2 protein-coding genes are annotated in these 1485 nt (G+C 44.7%); both read right to left on the bottom strand.

Annotation, left to right across the window (positions count from 1 at the left end):
- The coding region (locus tag AC1DWN_RS33640; RefSeq protein WP_477563170.1) for an ATP-binding protein at nucleotides 1–814 on the bottom strand (814 nt) is incomplete at its 3' end.
- Between the two features lie 50 nt (nucleotides 815–864).
- Nucleotides 865–1365: an acetyl-CoA carboxylase biotin carboxyl carrier protein gene (accB, locus tag AC1DWN_RS33635; RefSeq protein WP_477563169.1), complete on the bottom strand. Its 501-nt coding sequence runs from the start codon at nucleotides 1363–1365 to the stop codon at nucleotides 865–867.
- Between the last annotated feature and the right edge of the window lie 120 nt (nucleotides 1366–1485).

Raw genomic sequence — 1485 nt, 5'->3', positions numbered from 1 at the left:
CCCCAGAGTAGTTAACCGCAAGAGCAGCTCGAACTGCCGCTTGCCCCATACGCTCACGCAATTCAGGCGATAACACCGAACATGGCGCTTCCTCTAGAAGCTTCTGACGTCTACGCTGCACCGAGCAGTCGCGTTCAAACAAATGAACAGCATTACCATGCTTATCTGCCATAATTTGAATTTCAACATGCTTCATGCCTGTCAAAAATTTCTCTAAGTAGACACCTGCATTGCCGAATGCTTTCTGAGCTTCTTGCTGGGCAGCAGTTATTTGTTGAACGAGTGTATCTTCATCCTCGGCTATACGTATGCCTTTGCCTCCGCCACCTGCTGTCGCTTTGATGATGACCGGATAACCGATTTCCCGGGCCACGTTAATCGCATCTTCCGCAGTCTCAACCAATCCGTCAGATCCAGGAATGATAGGAACTTCAGCCGTTTTCATCGTAAGCTTTGCAACGGCCTTGTCACCCATTTTGCTAATTGCTTCAGGGGACGGTCCGATAAACGTAATGTTGCATGACTCGCAGATTTCAGCAAAGTCAGCGTTTTCAGCTAGGAAACCATATCCCGGATGAATAGCATCACATTCAGTTATCGTTGCTACACTCATAATATTTGTTAAATTTAAATAGCTATCCTTCGATGCAGTCGGTCCGATACAATAAGCTTCATYGGCTAACCGAACATGAAGAGAGTCGCGATCTGCTTCGGAATATACAGCAACTGTGCTGATATCAAGTTCTCGACAAGCTCTAATTATTCTTACTGCAATTTCGCCGCGATTTGCAATTAATACTTTGTGAAATTTCACGTAGGAACCCCTTTCAGACAACTATCCCTGTTCGGACGTTAACTCACTCATTACTCTGCTTTAACAAGAAATAACGGTTGACCATACTCAACAAGCTGACCATTCGTCACTAAAACTTCTACAATCTCACCGCGAACCTCTGCTTCAAGCTCGTTCATCAGCTTCATTGCTTCCAAAATACAAACGACACTCTTCTCGTTAATACGGTCTCCCGCTTTAACAAACTCAGCAGCATCTGGAGTAGGCGAGCTATAGAAGGTGCCTACCATCGGAGATACGATTTGATGCAAATGATCTGTTGATGGACGAACCGGTGCAGTCTCTTGTGCTGCAGGTTGCTGCACAGCTTGTGAAGCCGGCTGTTGCTGTCCGTTAGATAAAGGGACCTGCGAATATGTATGCGTCATTGGAGCTGCTTGCACATTCACCACTTCTGTTTTGCCAGGCTTGCGGATGAGCAGGCGCGTCCCTTCGTTTTCGATTTCTAGCTCATGAACGGAAGTTTGATCAACCAACTTAATCAACTCTTTGATCTCGCTCAACTTGAACATGAATATTTTCACTCCTTAAATTTGCGATAGCAAAATAGCTTCAACTGCAAAGTACAGTAAACTGTCTCAATGCCATTCTATCCAATTCTTCCACATAACGTTTAGTATTATATCATAAAC

It is taken from the genome of Paenibacillus sp. P4_A7, assembly GCF_056402455.1.
The sequence above is the reverse complement of the archived record's forward strand: the minus strand, read 5'-3'. Positions and strand labels throughout refer to the sequence as shown.

Coding starts and splice junctions, on each gene's coding strand:
- accB (WP_477563169.1), bottom strand. CDS start 1,365: ATGTTCAAGTTGAGCGAGATCAAAGAGTTGATTAAGTTGGTTGATCAA.